The organism is Rubrivirga sp. (assembly GCF_049648075.1).
Classification (GTDB): domain Bacteria; phylum Bacteroidota; class Rhodothermia; order Rhodothermales; family Rubricoccaceae; genus Rubrivirga.
The window spans coordinates 1-3,712 of sequence record NZ_JBARYR010000551.1 but is presented as its reverse complement, the minus strand read 5'-3'; the positions used below and the strand labels follow the sequence as shown (position 1 = coordinate 3,712).

Genomic DNA, 3,712 nt, shown 5'->3' with positions numbered 1-3,712 from the left:
CCCTCGACGATCTGCGCCCGCAGCCGTCCTTCGCGGTTGGGGGTCACGCCCTCGTCCTCAAGGCGGTAGGTCCCGAAGACGGGCTCGCCCCGTCGCAGCGGGGCGTCGAGGACGACATCACCAGCGGTCACGAGGTTCCCCTCGAGGTCGACCAGGATCACGCCGAGGGCGGAGGGTACGTCCTCGAGGTCGTCGCAGATGCTGGCGACCGGGCCGTCGCACCCGGTCGACCCCGAGCTCCAGAAGGCGAGGAGGAGCAGGATCGAGGTCGAAAGCGAGCGCACGGTGTTCGTGGGGACTACTCCAGGCTCCTGAAGCGCTGTCGCCGTGCGTCCTCGACGTCTCCGGTTGGTCGCGTATCGGTCGCGACCTGTCCTCGGGGCCGCGCAGCTGGTCTGTAGCGACCTTCCTCGTTCGCTCCGCCCACTTCCCGTGCCGAACCCCGCCCTCGCCCGCCTGCTCGTCACTTGCCCGGACGCGCCCGGCATCGTCGCCGCCGTAACGGCCTTCTTGCGCAACCACGGCGCCAACGTCACCGCGCTCGACCAGCACTCGACCGACCTCGAGGGCGGGACGTTCTTCCTGCGGGCCGAGTTCACGACGGGCCACCTCGACCTCGAGGGTGATTCCTTTCGGGACGCGTTCGCCCGCGTCGTCGCGACTCCGTTTGCGATGGTGTGGCGGATCGATGACGCCTCGACGCCGAAGCGGATGGCGATCATGGTCTCGAAGGTGGACCACGCGTTGCTCGAGCTGCTGTGGCTGTGGCGCCGCGGCGAGCTCGACACCGACGTGGCACTGGTCGTCAGCAACCACGACGAGCTGCGCGTCGAGGTCGAGCGGTTCGGCGTGCCGTTCCACCACGTTCCGGTTGCGCCTGACACGAAAGCGGACGCCGAAGCTCAAGCGCTCTCGCTGTTCGAGGATGCCGGCATCGAGGTCGTGGTCCTGGCCCGCTACATGCAGATCCTGACGCCCACGTTCGTCGACCGGTATGCGGGCCGGCTCATCAACATCCACCACTCGTTCCTGCCCGCGTTCATCGGCGCCGACCCGTACCGTCAGGCGTTCGAGCGGGGCGTCAAGGTGATCGGCGCGACCGCGCACTACGTCACGAGCGACCTCGACGAGGGACCGATCATTGAGCAGGGAGTCGGGCGGGTGTCGCACCGCGACTCCGTGCAGGATCTCAAGCGACTCGGTCAGAGCCTGGAGCGGGACGTGCTCGCCCGGGCCGTCCGGTGGCACCTCGAGGCCCGTGTCCTGGTCCACGGCAACAAGACGGTCGTGTTCGCCTAGTCCGCCCTCGAGGTCGATTCAGGATCGAGGTCAACGGACTCATCCTCGAGGACGGTAGCAGGTTCTGGCTCGAGGGCGGGCATGGCGTGGTTGTCGTCCGCGGGTCCGAACTCCTCGGTAAAGATCTCCCAGACGGTCAGAAAGAGGCCGGCGACCACGGGTCCCACGACCAGTCCCGAGAACCCGAACGTGCCGAGCCCGCCCAGCGTCGAGAGCAAGATCATGTAGTCCGGCATCCCAGCGTCGCGCCCAACGAGGATGGGCCGAAGGGCATTGTCGACCGTGCCCATGATTCCGGCACCGACGCCGATCAAGACGACGGCTTTGACCCAGGCCCCCGTCGCGAGCAGATACAGCGCGGCCGGCACCCAAACCAACGCACCCCCGATGGCCGGCAACAGCGACAGGACGGCCATGATCACGCCCCACAAGATCGGCGAGCCGAGACCGAGGAGCGCGAACGCGACCCCGCCGATCGCTCCCTGAATCGAGGCGATGAGGAACGTGCCCTTGACCGTCGCACGCGTGACAGCAGCGAACTTGGTCAGCAGCCGGCGCTCTCTGGGGTCGCCGAGGGGCAGGGCGCGAACCAGGAGGTCCTGAAGCTTCTCGCCGTCGCGGACGAAGAAGAACAGGAGGTAGAGGGTCACGGCGAGCAGCAGCGTGAACGTCAGCGCCTGCTGCCCGAACGCGAGCAACCTCGTCGCGATCTCCTGGCTCACGGTCAACGCAGACGTGGCGACGCGCTCTCGGATTCCGTCGAAGTCGACGCCAAGCTCCTCTGCCCGCTGGCCGAGCCGAGGGACCAAACGCTCGATGGTCGCGACCGGCTCGGTAATGTCGATCCGTCCCGAGGCCACATCGCGGTAGACGTCGGCCGCCTCCTGAGTAACGAGAACCGACAGGAACACGAGCGGCGCCACCACGGCCACCAAGACGGTCAGGATGGTCAACAACGACGCCGCGGTTGCTCGGCCTCGAAGTCGCTTACGGAACCACGCGAACAGCGGGGTAAAGAGGACCGCCAGCACGACGGCCCAAAACAGGGGAAGCAAGAAGCCCCCGATGGTCCACGCGAAGATCAACGTGACCACGGCCACGAGCAGCAAGAACGACCGGTTTTCGAGGGACCTGATATGCATGAACGGTGGGGAGCGGTCGGCAAAGGTATCGGTCGTGCTCGTGGTCCAACCGAGCGAGTGTTGCACGTTTTCTCACTCGCTCTTGACGGCGAACGTTCTGTGCCCTATCGTTCAAGTCGAGAGTGAAGTCGAGCCTGGCGATCTGTCCGGGGGGACGACAACCGGCACGACGCACTCCTCAACCCCGATCGGCCTCGAGCCGATCGGGGTTTCTTTGGCCCCGGTAGCAGAGTGTGCTTGTTGTGCCCCAACCTGTTATGCGATTCAAGTCCAGCACAACGTGCGACGACCTCGAGGTTCGCGTGGGGACAACTCTGTCGCACAGGAGCCGGGGCGACGCCCTCGAGGCCGACTATATTGCTCGCCCCGGCTGACACGCGGTCTGGCCGGACGTCTCTCACTCAGCGCCCCCGTCATGGGCAAGGTCATCGCGGTCGCGAATCAGAAGGGCGGCGTCGGTAAAACGACGACGGCCGTCAACCTGGCCGCCTCGCTCGCCGCGTCGGAGCACCCGACGCTCCTGATCGACACGGACCCTCAGGCCAACGGCACATCGTCGCTGGGCGTCGAGCCGCGCACGGTCGCGTCCTCGATCTACGACGTCCTGACCGGTAGCGTGAGCGTCGAGGACGCCGCGCTTCACACGGCGATGCCGTTCCTGGACGTGGTCCCGAGCCACATCAACCTGGTCGGCGCCGAGATCGAGATGATCGATCTCCACGAGCGCGAGCGCGTCCTCAAGAAGGCGCTCCTGCAAACGCGGCGGAAGTACGACTTCGTCGTCATCGACTGCCCGCCGAGCCTGGGCTTGCTGACGCTGAACGCGTTGACCGCGTCCGACTCCGTCCTCATCCCGGTCCAGACCGAGTACTTCGCCTTGGAGGGCTTGGGACAGCTGCTCAACACGATCAAGATCGTCCGGCAGCACCTCAACCCGGCGCTCGAGATCGAGGGCGTGCTGCTGACGATGTTCGACGGGCGCCTGCGCTTGAGCAACCAGGTCGCGGCCGAGGTGCGGCGCTACTTCGGCGACCGCGTCTTCGAGGCCGTCGTGCAGCGCAACGTCCGCGTCTCCGAGGCCCCCAGCTTCGGGATGCCGGTGCTGCTCTACGACGCCATCTCGACCGGCGCCAAAAACTACATGGCCGTCGCCTCGGAGGTCGTCCGCAACAACCAGCCGTTCCTCCAGTCGCCGCCCGAGGCCGCCGATGGGACGCCCCTCGAGGCCGCCCCCGACTTGCGCGTCCCGCCGCCGGCCCCCACCCTCGAGG

The 3,712-nt window shown here is 66.9% G+C and carries 4 protein-coding genes; 2 read left to right on the top strand and 2 right to left on the bottom strand.

The genetic code is table 11. The features are described 5' to 3' along the window. Nucleotides 1-284 (bottom strand): hypothetical protein (locus WBA11_RS15395; protein ID WP_424521546.1); only part of this gene is annotated, 284 nt, incomplete at its 3' end. A gap of 148 nt (nt 285-432) precedes the next feature. Between WBA11_RS15395 and purU the strand changes: the two genes are divergently transcribed. Then, complete coding sequence (purU, locus tag WBA11_RS15390) at nt 433-1,299, top strand: formyltetrahydrofolate deformylase (RefSeq protein ID WP_424521545.1); 867 nt, start codon at nt 433-435, stop codon at nt 1,297-1,299. Here purU and WBA11_RS15385 read toward each other — a convergent pair. Next, a complete protein-coding gene (locus WBA11_RS15385; RefSeq protein ID WP_424521544.1) occupies nt 1,296-2,441 on the bottom strand; it encodes an AI-2E family transporter in 1,146 nt (381 codons plus the stop codon). The two genes, purU and WBA11_RS15385, sit on opposite strands and share 4 nt — an antisense overlap. 415 nt (nt 2,442-2,856) lie before the next feature. Here WBA11_RS15385 and WBA11_RS15380 point away from each other — a divergent pair. Beyond that, nucleotides 2,857-3,712: ParA family protein (locus WBA11_RS15380; RefSeq protein ID WP_424521543.1), on the top strand; the 856-nt coding region annotated here is incomplete at its 3' end.